This is a genomic window from Embleya sp. L77, from assembly GCF_055557415.1.
On the sequence record NZ_CM145710.1, the window covers coordinates 2311050 to 2329892 of the forward strand.

General features: G+C 70.9%; 18 protein-coding genes. 10 read left to right on the top strand and 8 right to left on the bottom strand.

Going from position 1 to position 18843, the window contains the following annotated elements; translation table 11 throughout:
- Positions 1 to 66: 66 nt before the first annotated feature.
- Both ACZOOI_RS39845 and ACZOOI_RS39850 read left to right on the top strand, forming a co-directional pair.
- Positions 67 to 1605 (top strand): YfcC family protein, encoded by a 1539-nt coding sequence (locus tag ACZOOI_RS39845; RefSeq protein ID WP_465281696.1) that lies wholly within the window; start codon positions 67 to 69, stop codon positions 1603 to 1605.
- 207 nt (positions 1606 to 1812) lie between these two features.
- Entirely contained in the window at positions 1813 to 2748 is a 936-nt protein-coding gene (locus tag ACZOOI_RS39850) for a LysR family transcriptional regulator (protein ID WP_465281697.1), read from the top strand.
- A 100-nt stretch (positions 2749 to 2848) separates the two neighbouring features.
- Here the strand turns inward: ACZOOI_RS39850 and ACZOOI_RS39855 are convergent, their stop codons facing one another.
- The 5 genes from ACZOOI_RS39855 to ACZOOI_RS39875 form a co-directional block, all read right to left on the bottom strand.
- Positions 2849 to 3277: a pyridoxamine 5'-phosphate oxidase family protein gene (locus ACZOOI_RS39855; RefSeq protein WP_465281698.1), complete on the bottom strand. Its 429-nt coding sequence runs from the start codon at positions 3275 to 3277 to the stop codon at positions 2849 to 2851.
- Positions 3278 to 3558: 281 nt separating this feature from the next.
- Positions 3559 to 4290: an SDR family NAD(P)-dependent oxidoreductase gene (locus ACZOOI_RS39860; RefSeq protein WP_465281699.1), complete on the bottom strand. Its 732-nt coding sequence runs from the start codon at positions 4288 to 4290 to the stop codon at positions 3559 to 3561.
- Between the two features lie 104 nt (positions 4291 to 4394).
- Positions 4395 to 5165: an oxidoreductase gene (locus tag ACZOOI_RS39865; protein ID WP_465281700.1), complete on the bottom strand. Its 771-nt coding sequence runs from the start codon at positions 5163 to 5165 to the stop codon at positions 4395 to 4397.
- A 286-nt stretch (positions 5166 to 5451) separates the two neighbouring features.
- Positions 5452 to 5574, bottom strand: a complete 123-nt coding sequence (locus ACZOOI_RS39870; protein WP_465281701.1) for a DUF397 domain-containing protein — start codon at positions 5572 to 5574, stop codon at positions 5452 to 5454.
- Positions 5531 to 6475 (bottom strand): helix-turn-helix domain-containing protein, encoded by a 945-nt coding sequence (locus tag ACZOOI_RS39875; RefSeq protein WP_465281702.1) that lies wholly within the window; start codon positions 6473 to 6475, stop codon positions 5531 to 5533. The genes ACZOOI_RS39870 and ACZOOI_RS39875 overlap by 44 nt, the downstream gene beginning before the upstream one ends.
- A 370-nt stretch (positions 6476 to 6845) precedes the next feature.
- On the opposite strand from ACZOOI_RS39875, the gene ACZOOI_RS39880 reads away from it, so the two are divergent.
- Positions 6846 to 7046, top strand: coding sequence for a hypothetical protein (locus ACZOOI_RS39880; protein ID WP_391589480.1), 201 nt, complete (start codon positions 6846 to 6848; stop codon positions 7044 to 7046).
- An 88-nt stretch (positions 7047 to 7134) separates the two neighbouring features.
- Positions 7135 to 7428 carry a hypothetical protein gene (locus ACZOOI_RS39885; RefSeq protein WP_465281703.1) on the top strand — a complete coding sequence of 98 codons (294 nt, stop codon included), beginning with the start codon at positions 7135 to 7137 and terminating at the stop codon, positions 7426 to 7428.
- Positions 7429 to 7645: 217 nt separating this feature from the next.
- Here the strand turns inward: ACZOOI_RS39885 and ACZOOI_RS39890 are convergent, their stop codons facing one another.
- Together ACZOOI_RS39890 and ACZOOI_RS39895 are read right to left on the bottom strand one after the other, a co-directional pair.
- On the bottom strand, positions 7646 to 9346 hold the full coding sequence (locus ACZOOI_RS39890) for a flavin monoamine oxidase family protein (RefSeq protein ID WP_465281704.1): 1701 nt from the start codon (positions 9344 to 9346) through the stop codon (positions 7646 to 7648).
- A gap of 245 nt (positions 9347 to 9591) precedes the next feature.
- A complete protein-coding gene (locus tag ACZOOI_RS39895) occupies positions 9592 to 10287 on the bottom strand; it encodes a TetR/AcrR family transcriptional regulator (RefSeq protein ID WP_465281705.1) in 696 nt (231 codons plus the stop codon).
- 209 nt (positions 10288 to 10496) lie between these two features.
- On the opposite strand from ACZOOI_RS39895, the gene ACZOOI_RS39900 reads away from it, so the two are divergent.
- Genes ACZOOI_RS39900 through ACZOOI_RS39925 form a run of 6 tightly spaced genes read left to right on the top strand, consistent with a single transcriptional unit; the run spans position 10497 to position 17666 of the window.
- Positions 10497 to 12179, top strand: a complete 1683-nt coding sequence (locus tag ACZOOI_RS39900) for an amidohydrolase (protein WP_465281706.1) — start codon at positions 10497 to 10499, stop codon at positions 12177 to 12179.
- Positions 12180 to 12234: 55 nt separating this feature from the next.
- Positions 12235 to 13890, top strand: coding sequence for an ABC transporter substrate-binding protein (locus ACZOOI_RS39905; protein WP_465281707.1), 1656 nt, complete (start codon positions 12235 to 12237; stop codon positions 13888 to 13890).
- 26 nt (positions 13891 to 13916) lie between these two features.
- Positions 13917 to 14918 carry an ABC transporter permease gene (locus ACZOOI_RS39910; RefSeq protein ID WP_465281708.1) on the top strand — a complete coding sequence of 334 codons (1002 nt, stop codon included), beginning with the start codon at positions 13917 to 13919 and terminating at the stop codon, positions 14916 to 14918.
- Positions 14915 to 15793 (top strand): ABC transporter permease, encoded by an 879-nt coding sequence (locus ACZOOI_RS39915; protein WP_465281709.1) that lies wholly within the window; start codon positions 14915 to 14917, stop codon positions 15791 to 15793. The genes ACZOOI_RS39910 and ACZOOI_RS39915 overlap by 4 nt, the downstream gene beginning before the upstream one ends.
- Positions 15793 to 16794, top strand: a complete 1002-nt coding sequence (locus ACZOOI_RS39920; RefSeq protein WP_465281710.1) for an ABC transporter ATP-binding protein — start codon at positions 15793 to 15795, stop codon at positions 16792 to 16794. The genes ACZOOI_RS39915 and ACZOOI_RS39920 overlap by 1 nt, the downstream gene beginning before the upstream one ends.
- A complete protein-coding gene (locus ACZOOI_RS39925; protein WP_465281711.1) occupies positions 16791 to 17666 on the top strand; it encodes an ABC transporter ATP-binding protein in 876 nt (291 codons plus the stop codon). Before ACZOOI_RS39920 ends, ACZOOI_RS39925 begins: the two co-directional genes overlap by 4 nt.
- 16 nt (positions 17667 to 17682) lie before the next feature.
- Here ACZOOI_RS39925 and corA read toward each other — a convergent pair whose 3' ends face one another.
- The gene (gene corA / locus ACZOOI_RS39930) at positions 17683 to 18756 is read right to left on the bottom strand and encodes a magnesium/cobalt transporter CorA (RefSeq protein ID WP_465281712.1); all 1074 of its coding nucleotides are present in this window, start codon (positions 18754 to 18756) and stop codon (positions 17683 to 17685) included.
- Between the last annotated feature and the right edge of the window lie 87 nt (positions 18757 to 18843).

Consider the following 18843-nt stretch of genomic DNA (forward strand, 5'->3'; position numbering starts at 1 on the left):
GTCGACGGGCACGGTGAGGTCCTGCCGGCCCACTCCCGATTCTTCAGCAGCCGCAAGGAGCAGCGCGTGAGCACCGATCAGGCTTCGACGCAGGCCGAGGACGAAGCGCCCCCGCCCAAGCGCGGCTTCCGCTTTCCCAGTGCGCTGACGGTGCTGGCGATCGTGACGATCGCGGTGTGGGCGTTGACCTTCGCGATTCCGGCCGGCCAGTATCAGCGCGGTGAGGACGGCAAGCCGGTCGCGGGCAGCTACCACCACACCAAGTCGCCGGAGGACTTCGTCCAGCGGCTGAACGACCTGTTCCTGTCGCCGGTCAACGGCCTGTACGGGATCAAGGACACCCGGAGCGGGCAGGTCGCGCCGGACAACACGGGTGATCTGTACGGCAGCGCGGCGGTGTTCCTGTTCGTCCTGGCCATCGGAGCCTTCATCACCGTCGTGTTCGCCACCGGCGCGCTGGACCGCGGCATTGCCCGGCTTGCGCATCGGCTGCGGACCCGCGGTGTGGTGCTGATCGCGGCGATCATGACGGTGTTCGCCATCCTCGGCTCGGTCGAGGGCTTCGCCGAGGAGACGCTCGGGTTCTACGGCCTGATCGTGCCGTTGATGCTGGCGCTGGGCTACGACCGGATGGTGGCCACCGCCACGATCATCCTGGGCGCGGGGGTGGGCGTGTTGTGCTCGACGGTCAACCCGTTCGCGACCGGGGTCGCCTCCTCGGCGGCGGGGATCTCGCTGGGCGACGGCATCGTGCTGCGGTTGCTGATGCTGATCGTGTTGACCACGGTGACCATCCTGTACGTGGTGCGGTACGCCCATCGGGTCAAGGCCGATCCGTCCCGCTCGCTGGTGGGCTTCCTGCCGGGGGACCGCGAGGCGGCCGACGCGGCGACCACCGACAGTGAGCCGCCGCCGCTGACCCGGACCCATCAGGTGGTCCTGGTCGCGGTGACGGTCACGTTCGTGTTCATGATCTTCTCGATCATCCCGTGGGCCCAGGTGCTCACCGGCGACGCCGACGCCACCGCGTACGGCTGGGAACTGGACTGGTCCTTCGCCCATTTGGCCGCGTTGTTCTTCGTGGCGGCAGTGATCATCGGGGTGTTGGCGCGGCTCGGCGAGCAGAAGCTCGCCGAGACGATCATCCAGGGCGCGGGCGACTTCGTCTCGCCGGCGCTGATCATCATGCTGGCCCGCGGCGTCACCGTCATCATGAACAACGCCCAGGTCACCGACACGGTCCTGCACTCGATGGAGGGCGCGGTCTCCGGCACGTCGTCGGCGGTGTTCGGCCTGTTGATCTTCGGCGTCAACCTGCCGCTGGCCTTTCTGATCCCGTCCACGTCGGGGCACGCGACCCTGGCCATGCCGATTTTGGCCCCGCTGGCCGATTTCGCCGACGTACCGCGTGCGTTGGTGGTCACGGCGTGGCAGTCGGCGTCCGGGTGGATGAACCTGTGGGTGCCCACGACGGCGGTCGTCATGGGCGGCGTGTCGTTGGCGAAGGTCGGTTACAACCAGTACCTCCGCTTCGCGGCGCCCCTGTTGGCGATTCTCTTCGTCCTGATCTGCGCCTTCGTCGCGCTGGGCTCGGGGCTGTCCTGACCCGGCGCCCGACACCCGGCCCCCGACCCCCGGTCGCGGGGTGCATGCACGGGGACATGCAGGTGAACAGCTTTCCGCCCGTTCCCGAGCCGACTCCGGCCGTGTCCCGGGAATCTTCACCGGTGGGACCGGGTTACTTGCCTTTACGACCATTACAGTGCTTACCACGGGTGGACCGCGGTCACCGCAGGGAGGGGACGGGAGCCGATGAGCCTTCGTCAGTTCGAGTACGCCCTGGCGGTTGCCGAGGAGGGCTCGGTGACGGCGGCGGCGGAGTTGCTGCGCGTCGCCCAACCATCGGTGTCCCAGCAGATCCGTGGCCTGGAGCGGGAACTCGGCGTGGAACTGTTCGCGCGTACGCCGACCGGACTGGTGCCCACCGCGGTCGGTCGCGCGTTCCTGCGGGAGGCGGAGGCCGCGGTGAACGCGGCGCGGCGGGCACGCGCGACGGCGCGGGCCGGCGCCGAAGAGCTGGTCGGCGAACTGGTGGTCGCGGTACAGATGGGCTTCGGCACACGGCAGCTACCGGGCGCGCTGGGCGCGTTGCGTCGCCGCTTTCCGCGGGTGGAGGTCACCGTCTTCGAGGAGACGAGCAGCGCCGAGCTGGAGCGGCTGTGCCGCCGGGGCGTGCTGGACCTGGCCCTGATGGCGGCGTGCGAGCGGAGCCCTGCCGACGCCCACCACCTCGGCGACGAGGAGTTCGTCGTGGTGGCGGGCGCCGGACACCGGCTGTTCGGCGCGGACCGGGTCGAGCTGCGCGACCTGGAAGGGGAGCCGTGGGTGAGGTTCGACCGCGACAGCGCGCTCGACGGCGTGCTGCTGAACGTGCTGCGGAACAACGATCCGACCCCGACCACGGTCGCCCGGGTGTCCCAGACGGCGACGGCCGTGCGCTGGGCCGCCCACGGGCTGGGGGCGACGCTCGTCCCGGCCTCCGCGGTGCCCCACGGCTACGAGCACCTTGCCCGCCCGGTGTCTCCGGTCGTGTCCCAGCCCGTCATCGCCGTGCTCCGGTCGGGCGCGGGCCCTGCGGAGACGGCGCTGCTCGAACTCCTGCGCCAGGAGACCTGGTTCGAGGCTGCCTCCCTGCCCGCTTCCTTGGACGAGAGGGCACCCGCCGGCGAGCTGTCTCATTCGACCTGACGGGTACTCCCGGACCGGCGCGAAGTGGGGTGTAACTCCCGGCTGGAGGCCGCCGAGGCCGCCGCCACCGCGCGGGCGCTCGAACAGGTTGCCGCAGGCGTCAATTCGCGTAGCGCCTTACCACCTCGGGGTGGATGACGAGTCGAACCTGGTCCGCAGCCAGCATCTCGGCGAGTTGGTCGGCTCGGGCCGGGTCGTCGACGTCCCAATAGCGAGCGGCCAGGCGGGTGCACAGGTCGTGTGCTCCCTCGGGTTCCACGGTGACCCGGCCCGCGACCGACACCCAGCGCTCGCTTTCGCCCACCGGGGCGGCTACGACGATCGAGGCGCGGGGGTCGCGGCGCAGGCGTTGCACCTTGGGCGAGTCCGGGCCGGTGAAGACTTGGATGGTGCCCTCGGCGGTGGCCTCGAACCACACGGGCCGGGGCTGTGGCGGGATCGGCCCTCCGGCCACGGACAGGAATCCGTGCAGAGGGCGTCGGAGGAACTCCAGATCCTCGGGAGTCAGCGAACCGGCGTCGGTGCTCATCACAGTCCTTCCGGTAGGCGAAGAAGCCCGTCCGAGCCTACGTGAACCCGGCATCGGCGTGAGCTCGGCCGGTGGCCTCCTCCCGCGGCGCCCGGCCGCTCGCGCGGAGGATCGCCCCGACTAGTGCCGCGCCCGGCAACGTTCACCCCGTCGCGGCGCCCGGCACGGCACCTCGCCGCCCCGCCGAAACGTCCGAGTACTCCAAGTACGAGAACGTTCCGGCGGCACGCCGATGCACCGCACCGAACACCACGACGGGGAAAACGTTGCCGGGCGCGGCACTAGAAAACGGTGCCGCCCGCGTCGACGTGGATCGTGGTACCGGTGATGTAGCCGGCGCGCGGAGAAACAAGGAAGCAGATCGCCTCGGCGATCTCGTGAGCCCGGGCCGTGCGCTTGAGCCCCAGGGCCTTGGCCACGCCCTCGTTGCCCTCCTCGCCCCACTCGGCCAGCACACCTTCGGTGCGGGTCGGACCGGGAGCGACGCTGTTGACCCGTACGCCGCCGTCGGCGAATTCCGCCGCCCAGGTACGGGTCAGCGAGCCCAGCGCAGCCTTGGACGCACTGTAGGCCGAGGCACCGGGGGAGCTCTTGAACGCCGCAAGCGAGGTGACGTTGACGATGTTGCCCTCGCCCTTCCCGAGCATGTGCGGTACGAGCGTGGCGACCAGGAAGTAGGCGCCGCGCACATTGGTGTCGAAGATCCGCTCGTAGTCCGCCACGCTCTGTTCGACGGTGAGCGAGGTGGGGAAGGCGCCCGCGTTGTTGACGAGGATGTCGACCGGCCCGCTCTGCCGGGCCAGTTCGGCGACCGAGTCCAAGTCGGCCAGGTCGGCCGGGACGAATCGGACCACGCCGTCCTCCTGCGCGGCGTGCACCGCGTTCTCGCCACGCCGGCCGTCGCGGCCGGTGATGACGACTTCGGCACCCGCACAGGCCAACAATCGAGCGGTTGCCAGACCGATGCCGGAGGTGCCGCCGGTGACCAGAGCGGTCTTGCCCTGCAATTCCATGTCGCGTGACCTTTCGTGATGCCTTGTGGGCGTGGGGAATGACCGTCGACGACGCCCGACCGGATTCCTTTTGCCGGAACCGCGTTTCGGGAATGCGGGCGGTGTCAGCCCCGGGGGAATTCGCCGCCGTCCACGACGAGATTGCTACCGGTCAGCCAGCTCGCCCGCTCGGACATGAGGAACAGCACCGCGTCGGCAATGTCGTCGGGCCGGCCGTCGCGCCCCAGCGGGGGTGTGGTGGTGTCCTGTCCCGGCCCCGAGTCCAGGCGCGCCCACTGCTTGCGCGTTTCCTCGCCGCCGGGGGTGGTCGTCCTGCCGGGAGACACGGTGTTGACCCGGATTCCGAAGGGGGCCAACTCCGCGGCCAGTCCCCGGCTGTAGTTCTCCAGCGCCGCCTTGGCCGCCGTGTAGTGCAGGAACGGTGGTGCCACGGTGGGGACCGCGGCCGAGGAGACGTGCACGATCGCCCCCGAACGCCGTTCGCGCATCCCCGGTGCCAGGAGCGCGTCGAGCCGCACCGACGCCAGGAAGTTCAGGTCCAGCGCGTCCTGCCACTCCTCGTCGGGGATGGCCAGGGCGCCCCGGTACGGTCCCGCCCCACCCGCGTTGTGGACGAGGACGTCCACCCCGCCGAGCACCTCCTGCGCGGCTGCGGCGAGCGCCTGTGCGCCGGCCCGGGTCCGCACGTCGGCCTCCACGAAGGCGGCCCCTTCCGGCACGGTGCCCGTCGCCGACCTGGCGGTCGTGAGCACCTCGGCGCCGGCGTCCAGGAGGCGGCGCACCACGGCCGCTCCGATTCCGCGCGAACCACCCGTGACCAGGGCGCGCTTTCCCGCGAATTCCTGCGTTCCCGATCCGTTTTCGATCGTGGTCATGCCACCGGTCCTCTCGATTGCGTGTTTGTCCGCTCGACGGAAGAAGGATCGACGTGCGCAGAGCGCGAATCCTCGAAGAATTCGCGGTGCGGTTCGCGGTACGCACCTCGTCGAGCGGTTTCACGGTAGGTCGGGAAGAGAAGGCGAGGCAAAGACGAAATGTCAGCAGGGGCTATAGGGGATGCCTATGGCGCCTCGGCCCGTCGCCGCGTTGGGCTCGGGCCCGACGCGACGACGGGCCCGGCGCCGAGGAGGCGGCCGGGCCCGTGGGGGCGAACTGATGGCGTCAGGCGCGGAGCGACGCGGTGAGGGCGGACCACGAGGCCGCGCCGATTATGAGATGGCCCGCGTTCGGACGCTTGCTGTCACGAACGGGGACGATGCCTGGGAAGTCGTGGGCGACCTCCACGCAGTTGCCGCCGGTGCCGTTGCTGTAGCTGGACTTTCGCCAGCCGTAGAGCTTGGGCTGAGCTTGGGATGCGTGCACGGTCCAGGTCCTCCAAGGCTTCTCGGATCATGTCCATGGACATCCCTAACGGTAGGGCTTTTGCCCGCTGCCGTTCATGGATTGCGGCGTACTGCCCGACCTCGTCCGGATCCTCGATCAGACGGCCATCGTCCGCACCCTCGGTGTAGGCAACCTTGCGCTTGTCCGGCGCCGTCAGCAACGTCAAAGCGCCTCCCATACGAGGGAAATTGCCTTCACTGAAGGGCAGGATCTGGAGACTGATGCGCTCGTTGTGCTTGGTTGCGAGCAGCCGTGCGAGCTGCTCACGCATGATGTCCGGTCCGCCGATCGGTCTGCGAATGACAGCTTCGTTGAGGATTACCCAGAGGTAAGGCGCGTTCGGGCCGTCTAGTCTTTCCTGTCGACTCAATCGGGTGAGTAGTCGTTCTTCTAGATGAGCCTCATCCCGAACTGTGCGAGCCGACCGTAGCAGCGCTCGTGCATAGCCTTCCGTCTGAAGTAGACCCGGAATGAACTGGTCGAGGTACGTGTGGATTTCGACAGCACTGCCTTCGAGTTCCATGAGTGGTTGTGACCACGTGAGAAACATGCGGCTGTTGCTGTGCTTCCACAGCTCGGCGAGGAGCCCACCTGTGTTGAGTTCGGCATCCAGAGCCATGGCGTTCGCCAGTGTCGGTGGGTGCCCTGTTCCTCGTTCGATCTGATTCAGCCGGGTGCTACTCAAGCCGTACATGGCACGCGCGAGTTCGGCTTGGCGGTAGCCGGCAGCCTCGCGGAGTGTTGCAACCATGCGCCCGAACAGTTCTCCGATCGACGCCCCTTCCTGGGTCCCGTCGCCCATGGATCCCCCTTTACGGCAGATCACGTAAACGCTAGCGGCTATTGCAGCCTAGGTGTCCGGCCGATGCTTGTTCACAGAGTGGCCGAATCAGTACTGGCGGCAACCGAGAGGACAGGTATGCCCACTCCCGAGAGCTACCCCGAAGACCCCCGTGACTGGACCACGGACCACGTGGCCCGCTTCTGGAAAGCCAACGCCAAACGCCCGGTCCGTTGCGAACTGTCGGGCAGAAGCGGCACGTTCGCCGCGGTCATCAACCTCCAGGCGTTCGTCCGGCTCCCGGGCGGCACCGAGTTCCGGACACGCTGCGGGAACCTCCGGGTGCTGGAGGACGAGGTCGCCGCGCCCGGGGCCGCAAGGGGGAGTGGCGATGTATCGCGAGGGTGACTGGGTGGAACCGGCCAACGAGGCCGTGCGCCGGGTGCGTCACCCCGGCCAGATTCTGATGGCGCAGCCGCTCCCCGACGGGCAGCAGACGCTCACGGTGCAGCCTCCGGGCGGACGGGTCGCCTGGGCCATGCCCTCCGACAGCGTTCGCCCGGCCGAGCCGCCCGCCCGGCCCGCCCCCTGAACCGCCGCACCTCGGCCACTGGCCTGGCCGAGGTGCGGCACCAACTCCCGCACCCTCACTCGCAGAAGACGGAATCGGAGGTACACCGATGAGCGCCGGCGACACACTCGATCGCATCGGTAGCAAGGTGAAGCACAGGGACGAGAGTCTGCGAAGGACACATCCGCCCGGGGTGATCGAGCACATCGACCCGGACACCGACCGGGTTCACGTCCAGCCCTTCGACCCGACCCGCCCCGCCTGGACCGCCGAACTCGCACTGGTGGAACCGGACGACGCCATCTGGTATCCGACCGACGGGCAACGCCCCGCCAGATCCATGGCGTTCCCCATTCCCCCCGGCGCACGCGCCCCACGCGAGTACGGGTGCTACCGCCTGTGAGCCCCGACGCCGGGGTGCCGGCCCGGAGAGGTCGGCGGCGGCGCGGGCGCGGCGGGTGACCACCCGGGGAAGGTGGTCACCCGCCGCACCGGGTCGCTCGGCCTGCGGGCGTGGCCGTCCGCGGTCCGGGCAACCGCCGTGCCGACCCCGGCGCCGTCGCTGCCGCCGCTCCTCTCGGTGCGGGGCCCGCACGACACCGGCATCGACCCGACCATCCTCAGATCTGGCAGGAGATCTCGTCCGCGGCCCGCTCCCCGGAGGCCACCGCCGCGTTCAGGGTGGAGTTGTCCACGTCGGTGTGCTCGCCCGCGAAGTGGATCCGGCCCTCCTGGACGCCCTCATAGCCGGCGATCGAGGTGTACTGACCGACCCGGTAGTAGTGGTAGGCGCCCAGCGACCAGGGATCGAGCGACCAATGGTCCTCGTACGCCCTGCCGTTGTACGCCGCCGTGGTGCCCGGGAACAGGTGCTCGATCTGGTTGTGGAACCACTGCACGTCGGCGGCCGGCGCCGGGCCGTGCGCCGCCCCGGTGAGGGTGTTGCGGGCAACGTTGCCGCCGGGGAAGTTCACCAGCAGGGCCGGCGCGCCGTTCTCGCCCAGGTGCACCGAACCGTCCCAGGAGGTCTGGTAGCCGGCCGGGCCGGTGTTGCTGATGCCGTTGCCGCCGACGGCGGGCCAGGTCTTGCGGGTGAGCTGGGTGACGATCTTCGCGTTCTGCCCCATGCCCTGCTCGCGGATCGCCTTGAGCTTGAGCGCGGACAGGCTCGCACCGGACAGGTCCACGTTGCGCAGCGTGCTGAACGGCAGGGCCAGCACGACGTGGTCGGCGGCGACCGAGACCGTGCTGCCGGCGTGGTCGAACGTACAGGTGTAGCTGCCGTTGCTGTTCTGCCGCAGCGCGACCAGTCGATGGCCCGGCTTGACGGCGCCGGCCGGCAGTTCCGCGACCATGCCGCTGACCAACTGGTCGTTCCCGCCGATGAGATGGTACTTCTCGTCGAAGCCGCCGCCGGCGAAGACCTCGGAGGAGCCGAGGAAGCCGATCAGGCTCATCGCCGAACAGTCGCCCGGTTCGCCGCCCGATTGCAGTTGCAGCGACTGGATCAGTTGGCCGAGCCGGGAGCCGGCCGGCAGCCCGATCTCCGCGAGGTAGTCCAGGGCGGACATCCGGTCGAGCCGACGCGCCTCGGCGGTGAAGTTGTTGTAGCGGGGTGTCCCGGCGGCGGCGTAGGAGGCGCTGAACGCGCTGTAGGCGTGCGCGATCCAGTCGTCCTGCTGGGCGACGCCGTCGTATCCGGCGCCGTCGATCCACGCCTTGTAGTCCCCGGTGGCCAGCGCGCCGCCGGCGGCAACCTCCTTGTTCAGGCCCAGTCGGCGGGAGAGGGCGAGGATCTCGGTGTCGGTCGAGCTGATGAACGCGCCGCCGTGCTCGTGCACCTGGCCGCCGGCGAAGTAGCCGCGCAGGGACCGGCATCGGCCGCCCAGGTGGGTGTCGGCGGCCTCGTAGACGGTGGCGGCGACGGGCGTATGACCCGTCCACAGTCGATGCGCGCAGCGCAGCCCGGCCAAGCCCGCGCCGACCACGACGATGCGCGGTGCGCCGACCGGCGTGGCGGCCGAGGCGCGCGTGGGGGCGAGCAGTCCGCCGGGCAGCGTGGCGGCGGCGACGGCCAACGCGCCTGCGCCACCGAGGAGTCGGCGTCGGCTGGGGCCGGCCGCGGCCTCGCGTTCCTCGGCGCGGCGGGTTTGCTCGCGGCGGTCCGCCTCGGCCCGCTCGCCGGCCACCTCGGCCACGGGCAGGCCGCGCCGACGGGCCTCGGCGTGGGTGGCGAAGACGGCGCGCAGCGGTGCGGGCAGCCCGGCGCGGTCGACGGTTCGGGTGGGGGAAGTGCGTGGGCCGGAAGGTTGCTTGGGCATGAAATCCCTCGTCTCGGGATCGTGGCGACAAATGCCGAGCGGTGGTGTTCGCCTGTCACGGGCGAACGCGGCCGGTTGCGGCAAGAGGACCCGGACCGGTCGGCGTCGAAGCCCGACCTGTGCGATGGGACGAGAGTGAAGCGCCTGCGCATCACTGATGTCAACAGTGTTGCGCAGACGCTGTGCGAGAGACCTTCGGGTGTTGCGAGGGTGATGCGGCCCGCCCCGCCGGCGCGGGCGGGGTGTCAGCCCTCCCGGACGGCGGCCGCGCGCTGCTCGATCGCGGTGATCAGCGCCTCCACCCGGACGTGGAAGATCCGGTCCTGCGACACCTCGGCCAACTCCGCACTCAAGCGGGTGATGTGCGGGAATCCCTGCCTGTCCACCAGCCGATACTCGACGTTCCAGGCGGACTCGTCCGACGCCCGGATCTCGGGATCGAACAGCAGGTAGGCCGCGCGCTGGCCGACGTACGCCAGCAGCGAGTCGCCGACCATCCGGTAGTGCAGGGCCGCGTCGGCGCCGTCGAGGCCGGCTTCGGTGACCATCCCGAGGATGAGTTCGACGACCCGGAACTCGTTGGGGCGTCTGGTGGTCCGGCTGGCCATGGTCGAGGCGACCACCGGGTACTTCAACGCGACCGCGAGCGAGCCGTCGGCCAGCGCGCGCAGCCGATCCCGCCAGTCGAGGCCGTCGGGGATGCTGTCGAGCACCTCGCCCAGCGTGCGGTCGGCGACGGACAGCAGCAGCTCGTCCTTGTCGCGGAAGTGCCGGTAGATCGCGGTCGGGTCGGTGCCCAACTCCTCGCCGAGACGGCGGATCGTGAACGCGTCGGAGCTGCCCCGCGCCGCGATGCGCAGGCTCGCGTCGATGATCGCCTCGGGGGTCAGCTGGGTGCCGGTGCGCTTGCTGCGGACTGGGGTTGCGGGTGGTTTCGGCATGGTGAGGTCAGTGTATCGATTCGACCGCCGGAATGCGCATCACTGTTGACAACACTGTTGCGCTGCCGTTTCACTCCTCATCTCGGCCCGTTCACCGGCGGTACGCGAACCGGGCCGACCCACGGCATGCCGCCGCGCTCACCGCAGCGCGCGGACACCGAGCGGACATCCGCCAACCGGACGAACACACCGACCCAGAGGACGCGTTGATGGGGACCACCCGGCCCAGGGCCGACACCGTTTTTGTAGGAGGCAGGGTCTTCACCGCGACCTCGCCCACCCCGATCGACGCCGCGGTCGCGGTCCGAGACGGTCGGATCCTGACCGTCGCCGACGAGCAGGCGGTACGCGAACTCGTCGACGCCGACACCGAGGTGGTCGACCTCGCGGGCGGCCTGCTGATCCCCGGATTCCAGGACGCGCACGTCCACCCCGCGGTCGCGGGCGTGCAGATGGGCCGCTGCGACCTGGCCGGCCAACGTTCCGTCGACGGCTACCTCGCGGTGATCGCCGCGTACGCCGACGCCCACCCCGACGCCGACTGGATTTGCGGCGGCGGCTGGTCCATGGATGTCTTCCCGGGCGGCATCCCCACCCGGGCCATGCTCGACGCGGTGGTCCCGGACCGACCGGTACTGCTCACCAACCGCGACGGCCACGGCGCGTGGGTCAACAGCCTCGCGCTGACCCTGGCCGGCGTCGACCGGGACACCCCCGACCCGGCCGACGGCCGGATCGAGCGCGAGCCCGACGGCACCCCGGGCGGCATGCTCCAAGAGGGCGCGATGGACCTGGTCGGCGACCACGTACCGACGGCCACCCCCGACGAGGCCCTCACCGGCCTGCTGGTCGCGCAGCGCCACCTGCACGGACTCGGCGTGACCGCGTGGCAGGACGCCATGATCGGCGTCTTCCCCGGCAACCCCGACAACTTCGACGTCTACCTGCGCGCGGCCCGCGACGGCTCGCTCACCGCCCGGGTGGTCGGCGCCCTGTGGTGGGACCGCGAACGTGGCCTGGAGCAGATCCCGGACCTGGTCGAGCGGCGGCGCACCGGGTGCGTCGGCCGCTTCGCCGCCACCACCGTGAAGATCATGCAGGACGGCATCGCGGAGAACTTCACCGCCGGGATGCTGGAGCCGTACCTGAACCGATGCGGCTGCGCCACCGCCAACTCCGGCCTCAGCTTCGTCGATCCCGCGCTGCTGGCCGAGGCGGTCCGCGAACTGGACCGGCTCGCCTTCCAGATCCACTTCCACGCCCTGGGCGACCGCGCGGTCCGCGAGGCCCTGGACGCGCTGGCCGCCGCCCGCGCCGCCAACGGCCGCAACGACAACCGGCACCACCTGGCCCACCTCCAGGTCGTACACCCCGACGACCTGCCCCGCTTCGCCGCGCTGGAGGCAGCCGCGAACATCCAGGCGCTGTGGGCGGCCCACGAACCGCAGATGGACGACCTGACCATCCCGTTCCTGGGCCCCGAACGCGCCGCACTGCAATACCCGTTCGGCGACCTGGCCCGGGCCGGCGCCCGACTGGTCGCGGGCAGCGACTGGTCGGTGAGCAGCCCCGATCCGCTCTGGGGCATCCATGTCGCGGTCAACCGGACCGTGCCGCACGACGCCCCCAACGCACCCGCCGACCGGGCCCCGCGCAAGCCGTTCCTGCCGGAACAGGCGCTGACCCTGGCCCAGGCGCTGACCGCCTACACCGCCGGCAGCGCGTGGGTGAACCACCTCGACGAGGTCACCGGCACGGTCGAGGCGGGCAAATACGCCGACCTCGTCGTGCTGGACCGGGACCCGTTCGCGGGGCCGCCCGAGGAGATCGCCGCCACCCGGGTCCGCCGCACCTACGTCGAGGGCCGCCCGGTCTTCATCGCGGGCGACTGAGCAGCACGACCACGCCACGCCCGCCTGCCACGCCCCCATCTTCCGGAGGAAGACGATGCCCGCACCCCGTACCGGACGCCCAAGACGCCTCCGCCGCATCGCCCTCGCCTGCGCACTCGCCGCGACGCTGGCCGCGAGCGCGTGCAACGGCGGCGGCGGCAAACCGGCCGCATCCGGCGACCGCGCCTACGAGTTGACCGCCAAGACGGCGCCCGGCGCCCCGATCGACTCGTTCACGTGGTCGCTGTTCGGCGAGCCCGCGTCGATCGACTACGCGTACGCCTTCGACTACCCGCCGAACCAGATCCTCGCCAACGTGTGCGAGAGCCTGCTGCGCTGGAACCCGGACCTGACCACCTCGCCCGGCCTGGCCGCTTCCTACACCAACCCGACGCCGACCTCGTGGGTCTACGAGATCCGTCCCGGCGTGCGCTTCCACGACGGCACCGCGCTGACCGCGGACGACGTGGTCGCCTCGCTGCGCCGCAACCTCGACCCGGAGGTCGGCAGCTACTGGGCCTACCCGTACCGCAACGTGCAGTCGGTCGACAAGAGCGGCCCGATGCAGGTCACGGTCACCCTCAAGACGCCGGACTCCGCCTTCAACAAGTACATGGCCGCCAGCCCCGGCACGGTCGAGTCCGCGGCCACCCTGGCCAAGGCCGGCAAGGACTACGGGAACCCGGCCAAGGGCGTCAACTGCACCGGTCCGTTCGCGTTCTCCTCCTGGACCGCGGGCCAGTCGATCGTGCTCAAGCGCTTCGACGACTACTGGAACCCCGAACTCAAGGCCAAGTCGGGCCAGGTGAAGTTCGTCTTCCTGCCGGACGCCACCACCCGGGTCAACGCCTTCCAGACCGGCGAGGTGGACGGCGGCTGGATGGTTCCCGCCAACTCCTACGGGCAACTGCGCAACACCCCGGCCGGCAAGCTCTACTTCGGCCGCAACACCACCGTCGCCGACGAGGTGGTCGGCAACCTGCAGGGCCCGCTCGGCGACGCCCGGGTCCGCCAGGCACTGCTGATGGCCATCGACCGCAAGGGCATCGTCGACGCCGGCGTCGGCGGCGTCGGCCGGGTGGCGGACTCGCTGGTCACCGACGACGTGTGGGCCGGCGCCCCGGGCCCGGTCCGGGACGAGTTGACCAAGACCACGCCCACCTACCCGTACGACGTGGCCAAGGCGAAGGAACTCGCCGCCAAGGCGGGCGTCAACGGGCAGAAGATCGTGATCGCCACCAGCCCGCTGGACTCGCAGACCACGATCATCACCCAGGCCGTCGCCCAGGCCGCCACCGCCATCGGCCTGAAACCGCAGATCGACACCATCTCGCCGGAGAAGTACTCCTCGCTGTTCACCGATCCCCAGGCGCGCAAGGGCATCGACCTGTTCCTGACCTTCTGGTACACCTCGATCACCGACCCGCTGGACATGTACGGCTCATTGCAGACCGGCGCGTTCAGCAACTACGGCAGCTGGTCGAACCCGGAGTTCGACGCCGCGGTGGACCAGGCCCTGGGCGCCCCCGACCCCGCCGCGCAGTCCGCCGCGGCCGCCCGGGCCCAGCAGATCGCGCTGCGCGAACTCCCGTGGCTGCCGCTGTACACCTCGCCGGTGAGCGTCTTCCTCGGCAAGCGCATCACCGGCGTGCAGCCCTCCATCGCCTACCTCTACTACCCGTGGGCCGCCGAGATCGGGGCGAAGAGTTGACCCTCGCATCCTCGACCGAGGCGGCCGTGCCCGTCGCGACCCGCCCGAGCGGCGGGCGCGGCGGGCGCGGCCCGGCGCTCGCCCTGGCCGCGCTGCGCCGCCTCGCCGGCATGGCAACGACCCTGCTGGTCACCTCATTCCTGGTGTTCTCCTCGCTCTACCTCGCCCCCGGCGACCCGGTGAGCTTCCTGGTCAAGGGCCGCAGTCCCAGTCCGCAGGAACTGGACACGATCCGCGAGCAGTACGGCTTCAACGACCCCTTCCCGGTGCGCTACTGGCACTGGCTGGAGGGCGTGTTGCAGGGCGACTTCGGCCGCTCCTACCTCTTCCACCAGGGCGTCGGCGACGTGCTCTGGTCCCGACTGCCCGCCTCGCTGCTGCTGATCGGCGTCTCGATGCTGTTGATCGCGGTGTTCGGGGTCGGCGCCGGGATCGTGGGCGCGCTGCGCCGCGGGACCTGGGCGGATTCGACCGTGCTGCTGATGGTCACCGTCGGCGCCGCGGTGCCCTCGTTCGTCGCGGCGATCCTGCTGCGCTCGGTGTTCGGCGTACAACTGGGCTGGTTCCCGACGTTCGGCAACGGCGAGGGCGCGCTGGACCGGCTGCACCACGTGGTGCTGCCCGCGATCGCCCTCTCGGTGACCTTCACCGCGCTGGTCACCCGGGTGACCCGGACCGCGATGCTCGACGAACTGCGCCGCGAACACGTCGAGGTCGCGCTCAGCCGAGGCATTCCCCGGCGCAGCGTGATCAGGCGACACGTGTTGCGCAACGCGCTCGGACCGATCGTGACCGTCTCGGCGCTGCTGGTCTCCGGAATGTTGGTGAGCACCGCGCTGGTGGAGACCGCGTTCGGGATGGCCGGCGTCGGCTCGCTGCTGGTACAGGCGGTGAGCCAACAGGACTTCCAGGTGGTGCAGGCCATCGTGCTGCTCGTGGTGGCCGCGTTCGTGCTGATCAACGCACTGGTGGACCTGCTGTATCCGCTGATCGACCCGCGGGTCGCGGCACGAGGGAGCGCCCGATGAGCGCCGGCACGCTTGATTCCGCAGCGGCGCCGGCACGCCGCGACCCGCTGCGCCGACTCCGCCGACTCGGCGGCTCGTGGCTGGTGAACACGTGCCTGGGGATCCTGGCGGTGTTCCTGGTGGTCGCCCTGGCCGCACCCTGGCTGGCTCCGCAGGACCCCAGGTTCGGTTCGCTGTCGGAGACCTTCGCCGACCCGGGCGCCGGTCACTGGCTGGGCACCGACCAGGGGGGCCACGACACCTTCTCGGCGCTGATCGAGGGCACCCGGACCAGCCTGTTCGGACCGCTCGCGGTGGTCGTCTTCGCCACCGTCGCGGGCATCGCCGTCGGACTGTTCAGCGCGTGGCGCGGCGGCTGGATCGACGCGGCCATCGGGCGCGTGCTGGACATCCTGTTCGCGTTCCCGGCGCTGCTGCTGGCGATCCTCGCGGTCGCCCTGTTCGGCAAGGGCCTGACCGCGCCGGTGCTGGCCATGGCCATCGCCTACCTGCCCTACACCGCCCGCCTGGTCCGCGGCCTTGCCGCCGCGGAGAAGTCCAGGCCCTACATCGCCGCCTACCGGGTCCAGGGCCACTCGCCCGTGTTCGTCTCGGTTCGCGGCCTGCTGCCCAACATCACGCCCACCGTGCTGGCCCAGGCCACGGTCAACTTCGGCTACGCGCTGCTCGACCTGGCGGCGCTGTCCTTCCTGGGCCTGGGCGTACAACCGCCGACCCCGGACTGGGGCTCGATGATCAACCAGGGGCAGTCCGCCGTGCTCCAGGAACGACCGCTCTCCGCGATCGTGCCCGCGGTCGCGATCGTGCTGGTGGTCGTCGCGTTCAACGTCGTCGGGGAACACCTCGCCGACCGGGTCGCGGGAAGGGACGCCTGATGACACTGCTCGACATCGACGCGCTGAGCGTCACCCTGCCCGGCATGGCCCGCCCGATCCTGGACCGGATCGAACTGACCGTGGCCGCCGGTGAAACCGTGGCCCTGGTCGGCGAATCCGGCTCCGGCAAATCGGTCACCGCCCGGGCCGCGCTCGGCCTGTTCCCGGCCGGCGCCGACCCGACCGGCCGGGTCCGGGTCAAGGGCATCGACCTGGTCGGCGCCGATGCCGCGCGGCTGCGCGAGGTGCGCACCGGGCTCGCGGCGATGATCTTCCAGGATCCCCGGGCCGGAATCAGCCCGGTGCGCCGGATCGGCGACTTCCTGACCGAGGCGCTGCGCCTGGTCGGCGGGTGGTCCCGGGCCCGGGCGGACGCCCGCGCGGCGGAACTGCTCGCCGCCGTCGGCCTGCCCGACCCCGAGCGCCACCTGCGCCAGTTCCCGCACGAGATGTCCGGCGGCATGCTGCAACGCGTGATGATCGCCGCGGCCCTGTGCGGCGAACCGGAGTTGCTGCTGTGCGACGAGCCGACCACCGCCCTGGACGTCGCCACCCAGGCGGAGATCCTGGCCCTGCTGGGACGCCTGCGCCGCGAGCGCGACCTGGGTCTGCTGCTGATCACGCACGACATCGAACTGGCCGCCGCCTCGTGCGACCGGATCTACGTGATGTACGCGGGACGGATCGTGGAGACCGCGAGCGCGGCCGAGCTGTTCGCCCGGCCGCGTCACCCCTACACCGCCGGACTGCTCGGCTCGTCCCCACCCCTGGAGGGGCCGCCGACCCGGCTCACCCCCATCCCGGGCGCGCCGATGAGCCTGCTGGAGTCCGCGACCGGGTGCGCGTTCGCGCCGCGCTGTCGGTTCGCCGAACCGGGCCGCTGCGATCAGGCGCCGCCCGCACTCGAACCGCACGGCGCCGGCCGGGTCGCCTGCCATCGCGCGGACGAACTCGGTTCACCCGTGCTCGCCCACCTCGCCCCGGACTCGGAGGACCGTTGACCACCGACGTCACACCCCCTGAAGCGACACCCCTGATCGAGGTCAGCGGTCTGCGCAAGACCTACGGCACCGGCACGAGCGAGGTGGTCGCCGTCGCGGACCTGTCCTTCTCGCTGCCGGTCGGCGGCGCGCTGGGCCTGGTCGGCGAGTCCGGATCGGGCAAGACCACCACGGCCCGGATGTTGCTCGGCCTGGAACGCCCCGACGCGGGCCGGATCGTGGTGCGCGGCAAGCCGCTGGCCGAATCCGTGCGCGGCCGGGCCGCCCGGCTGGCCCGGGCCAAGGCGGTCCAGATGGTCTTCCAGGACCCCTACCTGTCGCTGGACGGCCGATTGTCCATCGGTGCGACGCTCGACGGCGTGCTGCGCCTGCACGGGGTACGCGATCCGGCCGCCCGCACCGCGCGGATCGGCGAACTGCTGGCCCAGGTCGGCCTGGGCCCCCGGGAGGCCGCGACCCGGCCGCGCGGGCTCTCCGGGGGCCAGCGCCAACGTGCCGCCATCGCCCGGGCGCTCGCGGTGGAGCCCGCGCTGCTGGTCCTGGACGAGGCGGTCTCGGCGCTGGACGTCTCGGTCCAGGCGCAAGTGCTCAACCTGCTCGCCGACATCCGCCGGGACACCGGCATCGGACTGATCTTCGTCAGCCACGACCTGGCCGTGGTCCGCTACCTGTGCGACGAGGCGCTCGTGTTGCACCGGGGCCGCACCGTGGAGCACCGACCCGTCGGCGACCTGCTCACCGCGCCCGCGGACCCCTACACCCGGCTGCTGCTCGCCTCGATCCCGCGGCCGGGCTGGGACCCGGAGCGGATCACCCGGCAACGCCGCGAACTGCCCGCCTCGACCGCGGGCGGTGCGGTCCCGAGCGGGTGAGGGGCGGCCTCCGGGGTCACAACCAGTCGTTGCGCCGGAACGCCCGGAACATCAGCACGCACGCGGTGGCCATCACGGTCAGGACGGCCGGATACCCGTACGTCCACTTCAGTTCGGGCATGTGCTCGAAGTTCATCCCGTAGATTCCGACGATCAGTGTGGGGACGGCCAGGATCGCCGCGATGGCGGCGATCTTGCGCATGTCGGTGTTCTGCCGGACGGTCACCCCGGCCAGGCTGGCCGAGAGGATGCCGTCCAGCAACTCGTCGAAGGCGGCCAGGCGTTCGCGGACCTGCGCCAGGTGGTCGGCGACGTCGCGCAGGTAGGCGGCGAAGTCGGTGCCGACGCCGGGCAGGGTGCCGGCGGAGAGCCGCTCCAGCGGCCGGGCCAGCGGCAGCACCGCCCGCTTGAACTCGATCAGCTCGCGCTTGAGCTGGTAGATCCGCTCCGCGTCGTTGCTCGGCCGGGGCGAGAACACGTCGACCTCCAGCCGCTCGAAGTCGTCCTCGACCTTGTCCGCCACCCGCAGGTAGTCGTCGACGACCCGGTCGGTGATCGCATGCACGACCGCGGCCGGCCCGTGCGCCAGCGTCGCCGGGTCGGCCTCCAGCGACTGGCGCAGCTCGACCAGCGGCGGCGCGCTGCCGTGCCGGACCACCACGACGAACTTCTCTCCGGCGAAGAGCATGATCTCGCCGGTGTCGACCACCTCGCTGGTCGCGGTCAGCGCGTCGTGCTCGACGTAGACGATGGTCTTCAGGACCAGGAACAGGGTGTCGTCGTAGTACTCCAGCTTGGGCCGCTGATGGGCCTCGACCGCGTCCTCCACGGCCAGCGGATGCAGGTCGAACGCGTCGGCGACGCCGGCCAGGTCCTCGGCGAGCGGGGCGTACAACCCGATCCACACGAAGGTGTCCTCGCCCGCCTCGGCCGCGTCCAGCGCCTCGCTCAGCGGCACCCGACCCGGGCGCCGCACGCCCTTGTCGTACAGCGCGCAATCCACCACCACGGGAGCGCGCGAAGCCCCCGCCTCGGGCGTGGGTATCGCGCCGCCGTGCCGGAACCGCCTGGCCGTGCGCCACGAGCTCATGGTCCTACTCCCGAATCGAGGGTGTCCTTGCCGATGGTAGGCGGCGCCGGCGTCTGCGGTGCGGGCACCGGCGGATCCGGCCGCCCG

What these genes read in the sequence shown, in the direction of transcription:
- ACZOOI_RS39905 (WP_465281707.1), top strand. Translation starts at nt 12,235, where the DNA reads ATGCCCGCACCCCGTACCGGACGCCCAAGACGCCTCCGCCGCATCGCC.
- ACZOOI_RS39860 (WP_465281699.1), bottom strand. Translation starts at nt 4,290, where the DNA reads ATGGAATTGCAGGGCAAGACCGCTCTGGTCACCGGCGGCACCTCCGGC.
- ACZOOI_RS39875 (WP_465281702.1), bottom strand. Translation starts at nt 6,475, where the DNA reads ATGGGCGACGGGACCCAGGAAGGGGCGTCGATCGGAGAACTGTTCGGG.
- ACZOOI_RS39850 (WP_465281697.1), top strand. Translation starts at nt 1,813, where the DNA reads ATGAGCCTTCGTCAGTTCGAGTACGCCCTGGCGGTTGCCGAGGAGGGC.
- ACZOOI_RS39890 (WP_465281704.1), bottom strand. Translation starts at nt 9,346, where the DNA reads ATGCCCAAGCAACCTTCCGGCCCACGCACTTCCCCCACCCGAACCGTC.
- ACZOOI_RS39915 (WP_465281709.1), top strand. Translation starts at nt 14,915, where the DNA reads ATGAGCGCCGGCACGCTTGATTCCGCAGCGGCGCCGGCACGCCGCGAC.
- ACZOOI_RS39865 (WP_465281700.1), bottom strand. Translation starts at nt 5,165, where the DNA reads ATGACCACGATCGAAAACGGATCGGGAACGCAGGAATTCGCGGGAAAG.
- ACZOOI_RS39885 (WP_465281703.1), top strand. Translation starts at nt 7,135, where the DNA reads ATGAGCGCCGGCGACACACTCGATCGCATCGGTAGCAAGGTGAAGCAC.
- ACZOOI_RS39900 (WP_465281706.1), top strand. Translation starts at nt 10,497, where the DNA reads ATGGGGACCACCCGGCCCAGGGCCGACACCGTTTTTGTAGGAGGCAGG.
- ACZOOI_RS39920 (WP_465281710.1), top strand. Translation starts at nt 15,793, where the DNA reads ATGACACTGCTCGACATCGACGCGCTGAGCGTCACCCTGCCCGGCATG.
- corA (WP_465281712.1), bottom strand. Translation starts at nt 18,756, where the DNA reads ATGAGCTCGTGGCGCACGGCCAGGCGGTTCCGGCACGGCGGCGCGATA.
- ACZOOI_RS39895 (WP_465281705.1), bottom strand. Translation starts at nt 10,287, where the DNA reads ATGCCGAAACCACCCGCAACCCCAGTCCGCAGCAAGCGCACCGGCACC.
- ACZOOI_RS39855 (WP_465281698.1), bottom strand. Translation starts at nt 3,277, where the DNA reads ATGAGCACCGACGCCGGTTCGCTGACTCCCGAGGATCTGGAGTTCCTC.
- ACZOOI_RS39880 (WP_391589480.1), top strand. Translation starts at nt 6,846, where the DNA reads ATGTATCGCGAGGGTGACTGGGTGGAACCGGCCAACGAGGCCGTGCGC.